This window comes from Streptomyces sp. NPDC044704 (assembly GCF_056433525.1).
In genome coordinates, this window is record NZ_JBWKGY010000003.1 from 487,468 (window position 1) to 502,814 (window position 15,347).

Genomic DNA, 15,347 nt, shown 5'->3' on the forward strand with positions numbered 1-15,347 from the left:
GCCCGGCAGCGGCGGTTCCGGAGCGGCCCCGGGACCGCTCCGGAGCCGCGCCCGGGCCGGTCAGGGGACCGGCAGGGGCCGCTTCTCCAGGGCCGCCGCCATCACGTCCGGGAACAGGTCCGGGGTGCAGGCGAAGGCGGGGGCGCCGAGGGCCGCGAGCGCCGCCGCGTGTTCGCGGTCGTAGGCGGGGGCGCCCTCGTCGGAGAGCGCGAGCAGGGTCACGAACTCGACCCCGGCGCCCTTCATCGCGGCGACCCGCTTGAGCATCTCGTTGCGTATGCCGCCCTCGTAGAGGTCGCTGATCAGCACGACCACCGTGTCGGCGGGCCGAGTGATCTTCGACTGGCAGTAGGCCAGCGCCCGGTTGATGTCGGTACCGCCGCCCAGCTGGGTGCCGAAGAGCACGTCGACGGGGTCGTCGAGCTGGTCGGTCAGGTCGACGACCGCGGTGTCGAAGACGACCAGACGGGTCGCGATCGACCGCATGGAGGCCAGGACCGCCCCGAAGACGGAGGCGTAGACGACGGACGCCGCCATCGACCCCGACTGGTCGATGCAGAGGATGACCTCCTTCTTCACCGACTGCGAGGCCCGGCCGTAGCCGACCAGCCGTTCGGGGACGACCGTGCGGTACTCGGGCAGGTAGTTCTTGAGGTTGGCGCGGATCGTCCGGTCCCAGTCGATGTCCCGGTGCCGGGGCCGGCTGATCCGCGCGGACCGGTCCAGGGCGCCCGTGAGGGTGGCCCGGGTGCGGGTCGCGAGGCGCTTCTCCAGCTGCTCCACCACCTTGCGGACGACGGCCCGCGCCGTCTCCTTCGTGGTGTCCGGCATGGCCTTGTTGAGGGAGAGCAGGGTCCCGACCAGGTGGACGTCGGGTTCGACGGCCTCCAGCATCTCCGGCTCCAGCAGCAGCGCGGACAGGCCGAGGCGCTCGATCGCGTCCCGCTGCATGACCTGGACCACCGGGGCGGGGAAGTACGTACGGATGTCCCCGAGCCAGCGCGCCACGTGCGGTGCGCTCCCGCCGAGGCCGGCTGACCGCTCCCCCGAGGTCCTGCGGGAGCCGGTCGCGCCCCCGCCACCGCCGTACAGCGCTCCCAGCGCGGCGTCCATCGCCGCGTCCCGCCCGGTCAGCGCGCAGCCGGTGCCGTCGGCCTCTCCGCCGCCGAGCACCATCCGCCACCGCCGCAGCCGCTCCGCGTCCCCGCCGCCCTCCGCGACCCCGGCCGCCACCTGATGCCCCGTTCCCGCCATGTCCCCGTCCCTCTCTCCTGGTTCCGCCCTGCCACCACACCTGCCACCCGCCACGGACCCCGCCCCGCGCCGGACCTGCCCTCGCCGGATCTGCCCGTCGCCGGACCTGTCCGCCACGGGCCCCGCCCCGGCCTCACCGGCCTCCTCGCACCGGCCCCGCCTCTCCCGCACCCCTGCCGCCACCGGCTCCGCCGGCCCTGCCCACCAACCACTCCTCCCGTCCTGAGGCCTTGCCCCACACCGGCCGCTCTGCCCGTCACCGGGCCCATCCGTCACCGCCCCGACCCGCCACCGGCCCCTTCCTGTCCCGCCCCCCGCCGCTCACCCCGCCCCCGCTCGGCACCCTGCACTGCTGTCAGGGGCCCGCCGACCGCCCGGTCCGGCCGTCACCCGGCCGGCCCTCACCGGCACCGACCACGTACCGCACCGCTTCCCCGGCCGCATCCGGGACGGCCGGGGCAAGCGCCCGCGTCCCGCCCGGCCGGCCGTTCCTCAAGCCGGTGCCGGGATCGGGGTCGGGCCGGCCGGGGACGCGGCCCCCTCCTCGGCCGCGGCCAGCAGCATCCGGACCAGCCCGGCCACCGCGTCCGCGCGGGCGGCGTCCAGTTCCGGGGCGAAGCCCGCCGGGGCCCCTGCGGGACCGGCGGCGGCCGACGGTCCGCCCCCGGGACCGCGCCGCACCAGTTCGCCCAGGGTCCGCTTCACCCCCGGCTCGTACGCCCCGAACGTCCGCCGCAGCAGCGGCAGCACGTCGATGAAGGCGCTCTCCGGCACCGACACCAGCCACGCGTCGATCAGGCCCAGCAGCCGGTCGTCGTGGACGAGCAGCGTGCCGCCGCCCGCGCTCCCCCCGGCGAACCCCTCGATCCAGCCCGCCGCGTCGGCCGGGGCGGACGCCGGTGACAGGGCGAGCCCCATCAGCCGCGCCGTCTCCTCGGCTTCGAGCCGGCCCTCGTCCAGCAGCAGCCGCGCGGCCCGGCCGCGTATCAGCCCGGGCACGCTGTCCCGGCCGGCCAGCGTCCGCAGCACCGCCGACCAGCGCTCGCGCAGCCCCCCGGCCTCCTCCGCGTCCGCCAGCAGGCCGACCGCCCCGTGCACCCCGTCGACGTGCCGGCGCAGCTCCGCCGCCCCGTCGGCGTCCAGCCCGGCCCCGCAGGCGGGCGGCAACGCCACGCAGATGCGCTCGGCCAGCCCGGCGGCGACCGTGCCGAGAGCCGCCGCGTCGGTACCCCGTACGTCCCCGTACCGCAGTGAACGGGCCAGCGCGGGCAGCGCCTTGGCGAGCCGCGCCACATCGGTGTCGAGCGCCGCCCGGTCGGCGAGCGCCTTCAGCACCGCCGGCAGCGCCCGCGACAGCCCGGCCAGCAGGCACCGCTCGGCCAGCGCCGTGACCTCGCCCAGCTCCTCGGCCCCGGCCGCGTCGGCCTCGGCCTTGGCGGTGGCCGCCCCGAGGACGGTGGTGCCCCAGATCCCGGCCTCCGCGACCCGTACCGACAGCTCCGGCTCCCAGCGGAGCCGCCAGGTCTCCCGGAAGGTCCCGGTGCTCCCCCGGGAGGCGACGGGAACGCCCCAGTCGATCCCGAGCAGCCGCAGCCGGTGCAGCAGCAGGGACTTGGCCGCGTCGGTGTCCTTGCGCAGGTCGAGTTCCAGCTCGCGCTGCTGCGCCTCGGCCTTGAGCCGCAGCGAACGCAGGCTGCGGGTGAGGTCCCGCTGGAGCGGTACGACGGGCGCCGCGTCCGGGACCTCGCCGAGGACGTCCCCGACCACGAGCCGGTCCTCGACCAGCGCGAGCGGTACGTCGGAGCCGTCGCACATGACGGCCCTCACCGCCTCCAGGGTCTCCGCGAGTCCCGGCAGCGGGCGGCCGCGCACGGCGGCCAGGGTCCCGGCCAGCCGGACCGCCTCGATGACGTGGGCGGAGGAGACCTGGAAGTCCTCCTCCCGCAGCAGGCCGGCGACCTTGGTCAGCCAGCGTTCCACGGGCCGGTCGCGGGCCGCGAACAGGTGGGCGTACCAGCCCGGGGAGGTGATGCCCGCGCCGTACCCGCCGGCCCGGGCGAGCCTGCGGTGGGTCCAGGGCACCCAGGTGGTCTCCACCTTGACCTTGGGCAGGCCGGCCAGCAGGGCCTTGTCGGCGGCCGCCGTGGTCCGGGCCGCCAGCGCCGGGACGTGCCAGGCCCCGCAGACCACGGCGTAGTCGTCGCCGAACTCCCGGCGGGCGGCCCGCATCCGCTGCCGCATGTGCGCCTCGCGGACCGCGTCGCGCGGATGGCCGCCGTCCCCGTAGGCCTCGCGCAGGGCCCTCATGGCCTCCGCGAGGGCCTCGAACGCGGCCGACGGGTTCCGGACCGCCCCGGTCCCGCGGTGCTCGACCACGTCCTCCCACCAGCGTTCGGGGTCGTCGTACCCGGCGGTCGCGGCCAGCACCGCGAGCGGATCCAGCCGGACGTCCCCGACTCCCTCCCCGCCAGACTCCCCTCCGGGCACCCCGCCGGACTCCGGGCCGCCCTCCCCTCCGGGCTCCGCGTCCGGGACCGGCACGGCCAGCGTCTGCGCGGCCGGCAGGTCGATGAACCGCACCGGCACGTCCCGGGCCTGCGCCCAGCGGATCGCGACCCACTCCGGGGAGAAGGCGGCCAGCGGCCAGAACGCGGCCCGGCCCGGATCGTCGGCGGCGTGCGCGAGCAGGGCAACGGGCGGGCGCATCCCGGGCTCGGCCGCCAGCGGCAGCAAGGCGTCCCCCTCGGGCGGGCCCTCGATCAGGACGGCCCGCGGCTGCGCCGCGTCGAGCGCGGCCCGCACCGCGCGCGCCGAGCCCGGCCCGTGGTGCCGGACGCCCAGCAGGAGCGGCCCCTTGGCTGCCGGACTCATGCCGAGACCTCCCGGCAGGCGCGGTAGAAGTCCTTCCAGCCGTCCCGCTCGCGGACCACGGCCTCCAGGTACTCCTGCCAGACGACCCGGTCGGCGGCCGGATCGCGGACGACGGCGCCCATGATCCCGGCGGCCACGTCGGACGGGCGCAGGACGCCGTCCCCGAAGTGGGCGGCGAGGGCGAGCCCGCCGGTGACGACGGAGATGGCCTCGGCGGTGGAGAGGGTGCCGCTGGGCGACTTCACCTTCGTACGGCCGTCGCCGGTCACCCCGTCGCGCAGCTCGCGGAAGACGGTGACGACCCGGCGGATCTCCTCCAGGCCCTCGGGCACGGCCGGCAGGTCGAGGGAGCGGCCCATCTGGTCGACGCGGCGGGCGACGATGTCGACCTCGGCGTCCGCGGTGGCGGGCAGCGGCAGGACCACGGTGTTGAAGCGGCGGCGCAGCGCGCTGGAGAGCTCGTTGACCCCGCGGTCGCGGTCGTTGGCGGTGGCGATGAGGTTGAAGCCGCGCACGGCCTGCACCTCCTGGCCGAGCTCCGGTATCGGGAGCGTCTTCTCGGACAGGACGGTGATGAGGGTGTCCTGGACGTCGGCGGGGATGCGGGTGAGTTCCTCGACGCGGGCGGTCATGCCGTCGGCCATGGCCCGCATGACGGGGCTGGGGACGAGGGCTTCGCGGCTCGGTCCGTGGGCGAGGAGGCGGGCGTAGTTCCAGCCGTAGCGGATGGCTTCCTCGGGGGTGCCGGCGGTGCCCTGGACGAGGAGGGTCGAGTCTCCGCTGACGGCCGCGGCGAGGTGTTCGGAGACCCATGTCTTGGCGGTTCCGGGGACGCCGAGCAGGAGCAGGGCGCGGTCGGTGGCGAGCGTGGTGACGGCGACCTCGACGATGCGGCGCGGGCCGACGTACTTGGGCGTGATGACGGTTCCGTCGTCGAGCGTGCCGCCGAGCAGGTAGGTCGCCACGGCCCACGGGGAGAGCTTCCAGCGGGTGGGACGGGGGCGGTCGTCGGCGACCGCCAGGGCTTTCAGTTCGTGGGCGAAGGCGTCCTCGGCGTGCGGTCGCAGGGCTTCTGTACGGCCTTCGTTCTCGGGCGTGGTCATGGTCCCCCTCCAATGCTCTCCAGCCGCTTCCGGCTGCTGCACCCAAGGTGCACCATGCCACTGACAACACCCCCCGCCTGAGCCGTTGTTGCAGGTCAGAGCGATTGTCAGTGGGGGTCCCTACGGTTGTTCCCATGACTGAGCAGGGGGTTCGCTGGACGGCGGAACAGGTACTGGCTCTGGCTCCTGACGATGCGTCACGCAAGGCGGGGGGCAGGCTGGGCGGGGCGGGTCCGTGGTCGCAGACCGGAGGTTCCGCTTCCGGTGCGGTGTGGGGGTTGTGCAAGGGCAGCGGCAGCAAGCCGTACCGGACGGTCGTGGACCTGACGGGCCCGGCATACAAGTGCTCCTGCCCGAGCCGGAAGTTCCCGTGCAAGCACGCGCTGGGGCTGCTGCTGCTCTGGGCGGCGGAGGGGACGGGGGATCCGGGCGAGGCGCCGGACTGGGCCGGGGAATGGCTGGCGGAGCGGGCGGCCAAGGCCACCCGGCCGGCGGCCGCGACGGGCAGACCGGTGGACGAGGAGGGGGCGAGACGCCGCGCGGAGCGGCGGGCGGAACGGATCGGCGCGGGCGTCACCGAGCTGGAACAGCGGCTCGTGGACCTGCTGCGCGGCGGTCTGGCCGGTCAGGAGCAGGCGGGGTACGCGGGCTGGGAGGAGACGGCGGCCCGCATGGTCGATGCCCAGGCGCCGGGACTGGCCTCCCGGGTAAGGGAGTTGGGGACAATACCCGGTTGCGGCCCCGGCTGGCCCGCCCGGATGCTTGAGGAGTTCGCGCTGCTGCACCTGCTGGACAGGGCCTGGCTGGGGGTGTCCGGGCTGCCGGAGCCGCTGGCCGCGACCGTCCGGAGCCGGGTGGGGCTGCCGTCCTCGGCGGAGGGCCGGACCGTACGGGACCACTGGCTCGTACTGGCCCAGTACGACTCGGCGTCCCCGGACGGCCGGCTCACCACCCGCCGGATATGGCTGCACGGGCTGGAGAGCGGGCGTCCGGCCCTGGTGCTGGACTTCGGACCGCCCGGCCGGCCGCCGGGGCTGGCGCTGCCGGTCGGACTGGTGCTGGAGGCGGAAGCCCGCTTCCGGCCCGGCTCGGCGGGGCTGCGGGCCGACCTGGGGGAACGGTTCGCGGCAGCGGTACCGGCCACCCGGGTTCCGGCCGGGGTGGGCACGGAGGAGGCGCTGGCGGCCTACGGCACCGCGCTGCGGGAGGACCCGTGGCTGGAGTCGTGGCCGGTGGTGCTGGGCCCGGTGATCCCGATACCGGGAGAAGCGGGCGACGGGGGCTGGCAGCTCGCGGACGCCGAGGGGGCTTCCGCACTGCCGGTGAACCTCACCGGAGGCCGTTCGCGGTCGGGACTGTGGCAGCTGGCCGCCCTTTCGGGCGGCGGCCCGGTCACGGTGTTCGGCGAGTGCGGTCACCGCGGGTTCACCCCGCTGACGGCATGGCATCCGCAGGGGGCGGAGCCGGTCGCCCTGGGGTGACCCGGGGCGGGGCGCGGGGGAACGGGGGGCGACGGCGCGGGGGCGCCGCCGCGAAGCAACGAGAAAGCCGGGGGGCTTTGTGAACGACAACCACGCGAGCTGAGGCACGGACCGATCGGAACGCAGACGCTCCGGTCCCGCGGAGGGGGCGGGACCGGAGCACGGAACACGAAGAGGGAGGGGTCCGGTGAACGGCACGGCCGAGGCAGACGAGAAGAAGAAGGACGGGAAGGGGACCGTGGAGTCCGGGGACTGGGAGGAACTGGTCGCCGCCGCGCTGCTCGGGACCGAGCGGCGCGGCGGCTCACCGCAGGCCCTGCTCGACGCGGCGGCCGTGCAGACGCTGCGGCGCCGCGCCGGACTCCGGCCGGCCCCGGCCGCCCGGCTGCCCCGGCCGGCGCCCCTGGACCCGCGTCCGGCACCGCCGGACGCGGCCCGGCGGCGGCTCGCCCAACTGCTGGCGGGCCGCACGGGCGCGGGCAGCGGCGGCGGGCGGCGGGGGGCCGCCCCCGATCTGACGGAACTGCTCCCGCAATGGCTCGCCACGGCCGCCCGGCACGGCTACCGGGCGCCGTCGGCGCTGGTCCCGGCGCTGCTCGACGCGGCCCGGGCCCGCACCGACCTGCGCCCGCAGGCGCTGGCCCTGGCCGGGGCGCGGGGCCTGTGGCTGGCCCGGCTCAATCCCGACTGGCGGTTCGCGCTGCGCGGCGGGACGGGGGGCGCGGGCGAACTGCCCGACCCCGCGGACCGGGAGGCGGTGGGCCGGCTCTGGGAGGAGGGGCTGTTCGCCGAGCGGGTCGCCCTGCTCGGCTCCGTACGGGCGCACGAAGCGGAGGCCGCGCCGCGGCTGCTGGCCACCACCTGGGCCACCGAACGGGCCGAGGACCGGCTGATGTTCCTCGACTCGCTGAGGGCGGGGCTGTCGGAGGCGGACGAGCCCTTCCTGGAGGCAGCTCTCGGCGACCGGAGCCGTAACGTCCGGGCGACGGCGGCCGAACTGCTGTCCGCGCTGCCGGGCTCCGCGCTGGCCGGGCGGATGGCGGAGCGGGCGCTGGCCTGCGTCGGCCCGGGGGCGGTGAACCCGCCCGTGGAGTGCGATGCCGGGATGCTGCGGGACGGGGTCGTCAAGCGCCCTCCGGCCGGCCGGGGCGAACGGGCCTGGTGGCTCGGACAGCTCGTGGAGGCGGCACCGCTGGACTGCTGGCGGGACCGCTTCGGCGGCCTCGGCCCGGCGGAGATCGTGGCGCTGCCGGTGGCGGAGGGCTGGGCGGAGGAACTGCACGCGGCGTGGTGCCGGGCCGCCGTCCGGCAGGGTGACGCCCGCTGGTCGAAGGCCCTGCTCGGCTCGGCGTCCGCACCCCCCGCGGCGGGCCCGGGCACGGCGTCGCTGGCCGAACGGGCGAAACTCCTCGAAACCCTGCCCGAGGGGGAACGGGCCGCGTGGGTGGCCGAGTTCGTACGGGCCCACGGGCTCTCGGAAGCCTTCCAGCTGCTCGGCGTGTGCGTCGTCCCGTGGTCCGGGGCGCTGGGCCGGGCGGTGGTGGAGGCGCTGGACTCCGCGCGGGAGGCGGGCAGCTACCCGTGGAGCTTCAGCGGGGTGATGGGCTTGGCGGAACGCTGCCTGGACCCTGCGGAGGCCTCGCACCTGGAGGCGCTGACCGCCGGCGCGCAGGACCCGCCGGACGCGTCGCCGGGCGCGGCGGCGTACTGGGCGGAAGCCTTCCAACGCCTGGTCGCCACCCTCCGCCTCCGCGCAACCATGCTCACCGAACTCACCCCACCACCCTGACCCCACCTCAATCACCCCCGAGGCTGAAGTAGCGGAGCCCGCCCCCCCACCCGAGGACTCAACCCCCACACCTCAAACGCCGGCGAGGCTGGATATGGCCCGAGGTAGGCCGGGGAGGCTGAACGGGCCTGGAACCGTCCCGGGCCGGGGGCGGGGACGGGGTGGGGGGTCGGCCGGGGCTAAAACGTGATTTGTTGGCGCCCTGTCCCGCCCGACAAGGCACTCCGGACGAGGCGCCATAAATCATGCCCGCCCCGGACGACCCCCCCCCCCCGGCCCCCCCCCCCCCCCCCCCCCCCCCCCCCCCCCCCCCCACCAAAAAACCCCCCCCCCCCCCCCCCCCCCCCCCCCCGCCCACCCCACCCGCAGCCACCACCCGGCCCAAGACAACAGCCCACCCGCAGCCACCCGGACCCACCAGGGCAACACCCCGACCACCCGAACCGCCCGGCCAGGGCAAGGGCAAGGGCAACGGCAAGGACCACCCCGAACCCCAACCGGCCAGGTTACTGGCGGACGTTCGCCGTCACCCAGTCCACGATCGACGTGGTCGTCGCGCCCGGGGTGAAGATCTCGGCCACGCCCTTCTCCTTGAGCGGAGCGATGTCGTCCTCCGGGATGATCCCGCCGCCGAAGACCTTGATATCCTCCGCCTCCCGCTCCTTCAGGAGTTCCAGCACGCGCGCGAACAGCGTGTTGTGCGCCCCCGACAGGATGGAGAGGCCGATCGCATCGGCGTCCTCCTGGATGGCGGTGTCCACGATCTGCTCGGGGGTCTGGTGGAGGCCGGTATAGATGACCTCCATGCCCGCGTCCCGCAGTGCACGTGCGATCACCTTGGCGCCTCGGTCGTGGCCGTCGAGACCCGGCTTGGCCACCACCACACGGATCGGACCGGTCACACCCATCGCACTGCCTCCCGAGTGAACGAACGTTAAGTACAGCATTGCGCACACCACCGTTTCGCGGTCAATCACGAGGGGGAAATCACACGTGGGACACCGTTGATTCATCACCGCAGAGTCGCCCCGCCACCGCGCCGACAGCCGCACGGCACGGTGGCGGGGCCGCGTCGGCGCCACGGCCGTGTCCCCGAGAGGTCCAGGGGAGGGCCGTCCATGGGGCTGTCGATCACGCCGCTGCCCGTGTCACGCACCGGGGCCGCCCTCCGGGCCGCCGTCCTGGAGGCCGTGGTGCTGGCCGGGCACCTGCTGCTGTATCCCACCGGGCTCCGCGAGGAGCCTCCCGCGTCCGGCGGGGCCCAGAACCCGTCCGGCCAGCGGCCGCCCGTACTGCTCCTCCACGGGTTCACCGACAACCGGTCGGTCTTCGTCCTGTTGCGCCGCGCCCTCGGGGCGGACGGCCGGCGCCGGGTGGAGACGTACAACTACTCCCCTTTCACCCGGGACCTGCGGGTCACCGCCCGCCACCTCGCCCGCCGCGTCGAGGAACTGTGCGAGCGCAGCGGGCAGGACCGGGTGGACCTGGTCGGGCACAGCCTGGGCGGTCTGGTCGCCCGGTACTACGTACAGCGGCTCGGTGGCGATGCGCGGGTGCGGACGCTGGTCACGCTCGGCACCCCTCATTCGGGTACGCGGGTGGCGCCCTTCATGGACGCGCACCCCCTGGTCCGGCAGATGCGCCCGGAATCGGAGGTGCTGGCCGAGCTGGCCGCGCCGTCGCCGGGCTGCCGGACCCGGTGCGTGGCCTTCTGGAGCGAGTTCGACGCGCTGATGGCGCCGACGGGGACGGCCAGGATCGAACACCCGGACCTGGATGCGACGAACGTGCAGGTCACCGGGATCGGACACCTGGCCCTGCTGGTGCATCCGGCCGTCATCACCGCCGTCCGGCGCGCCCTGGACGGCGCGGTCAGCGACACCACGGCCACCACGGCCACCACAGCCACCACAGCCACGCCAGCCACCACGGCCCCCACGGCCCTCGCGGCCGCCACCTCCCCCGCCCCGACCGCCCCCGCTCCCGTCGAGGGCCAGGGCGCGACGACCGGCACCACCGCCTCAACCGGAACCGACGGGCGGAGCCTGGCGATCTGACTCCCCGACGGCCCCCGCCGCGATCCCGGCGGCCCCGACCCGCGACCCGTGGCGCGCGACCCGCCGCCCACGACCGCTGCTGGAGCCGGGTTCGGCCCTCCACCCCACCTCAGTCGAACGAATTTCGAACTCAAGGCCAAGGCTCGGTGTTTCCGCGACCGAAAGGCAGCCGAATGCCCCGTTCCCGTGAGAACGGAACCCGCCGAAGATTGTCGTCCCCAGTAACCGCCGGGTACAGTCACGCCACTGCTCTCCTCCGGTGAACCTTGAGTTCCCCGGCCACCCAGGCCCCCCACTGCCGAGGCGAAAGAGAAGTTGGTGAACGACCGCCCGACGTCGGGCCAGTACCCCGAGAACGGGTATGACGGCCTTTCCACCACCACTTTCGCTGGTGACCAGGCATACGTTTCCTACGAAACGCAGGGTCAGGGTTATCAATACGTCGCGGACTACGCGGCTGCCGGGACCTACGACGCCTATGGCGCCTACCAGTCGACCGGTTCGTACGACACCACTGCGTGGGCCGCTCCGGAGACCTACCTGCCGACCGTCCCGAGCCAGAACGTCCCCGACGACGGCACCGGCCAGTGGGACGCGAGCGCCTGGAGCACGTCCGGCTCCGGCTTCCAGCAGGCTCCCTTCGGCTACGACGCCGCCTCCTCGGAGCAGACGGGTCACTGGACCCTCCCCGGCTACGGCCAGGAGACCGGCACCTACGACGCCACCGCCTGGAACGGCAGCGGCGCCGAACCGCCCGCCGGTACCGCGGCCCACGCCTACTCGGGCGTCACCGCCGACGCGGGGGGCTACGGCTACGAGGCCACGACCGTCGTCCCGGTCGTCCCGGCCGCGGACCACGCCGAGAACACCGAGAACACCGACAACACCGATCCGTACGCGGCTCCGTACGGCGGGTCCTACGCCGACCCGTACGCCGACGGCGGCCTCCACGCCGCCGAGACGGCCGTCTTCGAGACGGTGCCCCCGCCGGGCCCGAACGAGCCGGTGTTCATCGACGGCGTGCACGACCTCCCCACCCAGGCCATGCCGGTCACCCCGGGCGAGCCGCGCTCCGCGCGCCGGGCCGCTGCGAAGGGCGCCGGCAAGGCCGGGGCCAAGGCCGCCGCCAGGACGAACACCGCCAAGACGGGTGCCGCCGCCGGCGGCAGCAACCGCCGCCGCACCCCGGCCAAGCGGTCCGCCCTGCTGACCGTCGCCGTGCCGTCCGCCTGCGTGATGGGGGTCGCCGGAGTGGCCGCCGCCTCGGTCGGCGGACTCACCGGGGGCGCCGAGAAGCCCGCCGAGGAAACCACCACGATGGCGGCGCCCGATCCCGCCTCGGTGAAGCCGGTCGCGGCGAACAACAAGCTCGACACGCAGCTGGCCGCGCTCAGCGCCGACGCCGGTGACTTCGCGGACCGCGCGAGCCGCACCCAGGAACGCATCGACCTCCGCCAGCGCCAGGAGGAGGAGAAGAAGAAACGGGCCGAGGAGGCCGCGGCCAAGGAAGCGGCCCGCCCCAAGTTCGCGGTCCCCGTCGCGCAGCATGGCCTCAGTGCCAGCTTCGGGCAGGCGGGCGGCATGTGGATGTCCGTGCACACGGGCATCGACTTCCCGGTCTCCTACGGAACCCCGGTCATGGCCGCCACCGACGGCACCGTGCGCACCCAGTGGAACAGCGCCTACGGGAACATGGCCATAGTGACCTCGCCCGACGGCACCGAGACCTGGTACTGCCACCTCGGCAGCACCAAGATCCGGTCCGGCAAGGTCAAGGCCGGCGAGGTCATCGCCTACTCGGGCAACTCCGGCAACTCCACCGGCCCGCACCTCCACTTCGAGGTCCGGCCGGGCGGCGGGTCCGCGATCGACCCGCTGGCGTGGCTGCGCAGCCACGGCCTGGACCCGAGGTAACCGACACCCCCCGCAGGGGGCGCCGCTCCCCGGGACCCACTTCTGCAGGACCCGCATCGGCGGGACCCGCGTCAGCGGGACCTTCGGCTACAGCTTCTGCACCGGTGCGTAGCGCAGCAGCAGCCGCTTCGGCTTGTCGTCACCGAAATCGATGGTGGCCTGCGCGTCCGCGCCGGCTCCCCTGACCTCCATGACCGTGCCCAGGCCGAACTGGTCGTGCGTGACCCGGTCTCCGACGGCCAGCGCGATGACGGGCTTGTCGGCGGCGCGGCGCGTGGCGAACCCCGACGGGCCCCCCTTCGTACGGGACGAGGACAGGAACGCCTCGGGCGAGGTCCCGAAGGTCGCCTTGCCGGAGTTCGAACCGGAGGACCCGTACCCGGAGCCGCGCATCGGCCCGGCCGGCTTCTGGGTGGCTCCCGTCCGCTTCCACTGGAGGTATTCGGCGGGGATCTCCTCCAGGAACCGCGACGGCGGGTTGTACGAGGGGGTGCCCCAGGCGCTGCGCATGCCGGAGCGGGTCAGGTACAGCCGTTCGCGGGCGCGGGTGATGCCGACGTAGGCGAGGCGGCGCTCCTCCTCCAGTTCCTTGGTCTGGCCCAGCGCGCGCATGTGCGGGAAGACCCCGTCCTCCATGCCGGTGAGGAAGACGACCGGGAATTCGAGGCCCTTGGCGGTGTGCAGGGTCATGAGCGTGATGACGCCGCTGCCGTCCTCGTCCTCGTCGGGGATCTGGTCGGAGTCCGCGACGAGCGCGACCTGCTCCAGGAACTCGGCGAGGGTGCCCGGACCCGCGGCGGCGGTGGCGGTGTCGTCGCCGGCCGGGGCGGCCGCTTCGCCGCGCGCCTGCTCGAATTCGAGGGCGACGGCCGCCAGTTCCTGGAGGTTCTCGATGCGGGTCTCGTCCTGCGGGTCGGTGGAGGCCTGGAGTTCGGCGAGGTACCCGGTGCGTTCCAGTACGGCCTCCAGCACCACGGCCGGGCCGGCGCCCGAGTCGACGATGGTGCGGAGTTCCTCCATCAGCACGTTGAACCGCTTGACGGCGTTGGTGGAGCGGGCGGCCATGCCGAAGGCCTCGTCGACGCGCTTCAGCGCCTGCGGGAAGGTGATCTTCTCGCGCATCGCGAGGGCGTCGATCATCGCTTCGGCCCGCTCGCCGATGCCGCGCTTGGGCACGTTGAGGATCCGGCGGAGCGGGACGTTGTCCTCGGGGTTCGCCAGGACGCGCAGGTAGGCCAGGACGTCCCGGACCTCCTTGCGCTCGTAGAAGCGGACGCCGCCGACGACCTTGTAGGGCAGTCCGACACGGATGAAGATCTCCTCGAACACGCGCGACTGGGCGTTGGTCCGGTAGAAGATCGCGACGTCGCCGGCCTTGGCGTCACCGGCGTCGGTGAGGCGGTCGATCTCGTCGGCGACGAACTGGGCCTCGTCGTGTTCGGTGTCGGCGACGTAGCCGGTGATCACGGCGCCGGTGCCGGCCTGGGTCCACAGGTTCTTGGCGCGGCGGTTCTCGTTGCGCTCGATGACCGCGTTGGCGGCGGACAGGATCGTCTGGGTGGAGCGGTAGTTCTGCTCCAGCAGGATCGTCGTCGCGTCCGCGTAGTCCTCCTCGAACTGGAGGATGTTGCGGATGGTCGCGCCGCGGAAGGCGTAGATCGACTGGTCGGCGTCACCCACCACGCACAGTTCGGCGGGCGGCAGGTCCGGGTAGCCGGTGCCGACCAGCTCGCGCACGAGCGTGTACTGGGCGTGGTTGGTGTCCTGGTACTCGTCGACCAGGACGTGGCGGAACCGGCGGCGGTAGTGCTCGGCGACCTCGGGGAACGCCTGGAGCAGGTGGACCGTGGTCATGATGATGTCGTCGAAGTCGAGGGCGTTGGCCTCGCGCAGCCGGCCCTGGTACATCGCGTACGCCTGGGCGAGGGTCTTCTCGAAGCCGTCGGCGGCCTGCCCGGCGAAGGCGTCCTCGTCGATCAGCTCGTTCTTCAGGTTCGAGATCTTGGCGTTGAAGGACTTGGGCGGGAACTTCTTCGGGTCCAGGTCCAGGTCGCGGCAGACGAGCGCCATGAGGCGCTTGGAGTCGGCGGCGTCGTAGATCGAGAACGACGAGGTGAAGCCGAGGCGCTTGGACTCGCGGCGCAGGATGCGGACGCAGGCGCTGTGGAAGGTGGACACCCACATGGCGTTCGCGCGCGGTCCGACGAGGCCTTCGACGCGTTCCTTCATCTCGCCGGCGGCCTTGTTGGTGAAGGTGATCGCCAGGATCTGGCCGGGGTGGACGTTCCGCGCGGACAGCAGGTGGCCGATGCGGTGGGTGAGCACCCGGGTCTTGCCGGAACCGGCGCCCGCCACGATGAGCAGGGGCGATCCCGCGTGCACCACGGCGGCGGCCTGCTCCTCGTTCAGTCCTTCGAGGAGCGTCGCCGGGTCGATGACGGGCTTGGGCGCGCCGTCCCGGTAGTACGCGTCGCCGCTCATGGGTACGTCGAAGCGGCCTCCGAAGAGGTCGTCGGCGTCCGGCTCCGGGGCCGCGTGCTCCTCGGGCGGCGGCGGGACCTCGTCGGAGGGGGTGAGGTCCGCCAGGAAACTGTCGTCAAAGAGGCTACTCATCGCCTTCCGAGTCTAGGGGGCGGGACTGACAGCCGGTCCCGTCCCCCGGAATCCGGCGGGATTCCTGGGTCCCGGCAGGCCGGGGTGGGGCCCTGGTGCGGGGCGTCGCCGGGGACAGCTGTCCTGCAGGTACAGCGGTCCGGTGGGGTGGCGGCCTTCGTCCGGCGGCCGGCGGTTCACCGGCGGGCGGGGCGGGTCAGGGCGAGGCGGGGCTGGGCGGTACGAGTGGGGCGGAGCGTGGCGGTGGCCCGCCGCGTCAGCCGGC

9 protein-coding genes are annotated in these 15,347 nt (G+C 74.3%); 4 read left to right on the forward strand and 5 right to left on the reverse strand.

Annotation, left to right across the window (positions count from 1 at the left end; translation table 11 throughout):
* Nucleotides 1-60 precede the first annotated feature (60 nt).
* The 3 genes from AC07B0_RS09765 to AC07B0_RS09775 form a co-directional block, all read right to left on the reverse strand.
* Nucleotides 61-1,254: a VWA domain-containing protein gene (locus AC07B0_RS09765; protein ID WP_478897498.1), complete on the reverse strand. Its 1,194-nt coding sequence runs from the start codon at nucleotides 1,252-1,254 to the stop codon at nucleotides 61-63.
* Nucleotides 1,255-1,746: 492 nt separating this feature from the next.
* On the reverse strand, nucleotides 1,747-4,125 hold the full coding sequence (locus tag AC07B0_RS09770) for a DUF5682 family protein (RefSeq protein ID WP_478897500.1): 2,379 nt from the start codon (nucleotides 4,123-4,125) through the stop codon (nucleotides 1,747-1,749).
* Nucleotides 4,122-5,228, reverse strand: coding sequence for an ATP-binding protein (locus AC07B0_RS09775; protein ID WP_356870883.1), 1,107 nt, complete (start codon nucleotides 5,226-5,228; stop codon nucleotides 4,122-4,124). Before AC07B0_RS09775 ends, AC07B0_RS09770 begins: the two co-directional genes overlap by 4 nt.
* 134 nt (nucleotides 5,229-5,362) lie before the next feature.
* Here AC07B0_RS09775 and AC07B0_RS09780 point away from each other — a divergent pair, with 134 nt between their 5' ends.
* Together AC07B0_RS09780 and AC07B0_RS09785 are read left to right on the forward strand one after the other, a co-directional pair.
* Nucleotides 5,363-6,709, forward strand: a complete 1,347-nt coding sequence (locus AC07B0_RS09780) for an SWIM zinc finger family protein (RefSeq protein WP_478897502.1) — start codon at nucleotides 5,363-5,365, stop codon at nucleotides 6,707-6,709.
* A 238-nt stretch (nucleotides 6,710-6,947) separates the two neighbouring features.
* Nucleotides 6,948-8,498, forward strand: coding sequence for a DUF5691 domain-containing protein (locus AC07B0_RS09785; RefSeq protein WP_478897603.1), 1,551 nt, complete (start codon nucleotides 6,948-6,950; stop codon nucleotides 8,496-8,498).
* Nucleotides 8,499-9,004: 506 nt separating this feature from the next.
* On the opposite strand, the gene AC07B0_RS09790 is transcribed toward AC07B0_RS09785, so the two are convergent.
* Nucleotides 9,005-9,406, reverse strand: coding sequence for a coenzyme B12-dependent isobutyryl CoA mutase small subunit (locus AC07B0_RS09790; protein WP_469376439.1), 402 nt, complete (start codon nucleotides 9,404-9,406; stop codon nucleotides 9,005-9,007).
* A gap of 210 nt (nucleotides 9,407-9,616) precedes the next feature.
* Between AC07B0_RS09790 and AC07B0_RS09795 the strand changes: the two genes are divergently transcribed.
* Nucleotides 9,617-10,555, forward strand: coding sequence for an esterase/lipase family protein (locus tag AC07B0_RS09795; protein WP_478897504.1), 939 nt, complete (start codon nucleotides 9,617-9,619; stop codon nucleotides 10,553-10,555).
* A 318-nt stretch (nucleotides 10,556-10,873) separates the two neighbouring features.
* Nucleotides 10,874-12,469 (forward strand): peptidoglycan DD-metalloendopeptidase family protein, encoded by a 1,596-nt coding sequence (locus AC07B0_RS09800; protein ID WP_478897506.1) that lies wholly within the window; start codon nucleotides 10,874-10,876, stop codon nucleotides 12,467-12,469.
* Between the two features lie 87 nt (nucleotides 12,470-12,556).
* On the opposite strand, the gene pcrA is transcribed toward AC07B0_RS09800, so the two are convergent.
* Nucleotides 12,557-15,082, reverse strand: coding sequence for a DNA helicase PcrA (pcrA, locus tag AC07B0_RS09805; protein WP_467294749.1), 2,526 nt, complete (start codon nucleotides 15,080-15,082; stop codon nucleotides 12,557-12,559).
* Between the last annotated feature and the right edge of the window lie 265 nt (nucleotides 15,083-15,347).